Source organism: Achromobacter sp. GbtcB20, assembly GCF_019091095.1.
GTDB lineage: Bacteria > Pseudomonadota > Gammaproteobacteria > Burkholderiales > Burkholderiaceae_B > Achromobacter > Achromobacter mucicolens.
This window is the reverse complement of sequence record NZ_JAGXJZ010001004.1, coordinates 1-228: the sequence shown is the minus strand read 5'-3', so window position 1 is coordinate 228 and position 228 is coordinate 1. Positions and strand designations below refer to the sequence as shown.

1 pseudogene is annotated in these 228 nt (G+C 65.4%); it reads right to left on the bottom strand.

Annotated elements, in window-relative coordinates:
• Nucleotides 1–228 (bottom strand): annotated as a pseudogene (locus tag KVT32_RS32005) (sodium:solute symporter); the annotation flags it as partial.

The following is a 228-nucleotide window of genomic DNA, read 5'->3' as shown; positions in this document are numbered from 1 at the left end:
AACAAGATCCACACGAACAGGCCGGCGCCGATCGAGAGGATCGCGCCCTGGGTGGTGGCGCGCTTCCAGTACAGGCCCATCAGCAGCGGCACGAAGGCGGCGGCCAGGGTCACCTGGTAGGCCGAGGACACCAGTTCATAGATCGAGGTGCCTTCCATCGCGATCGCGGACAGCAGCACCAGCGCGGCGAAGATGACGATGGTGATGCGCATTGCGAGCAGGTGCGGG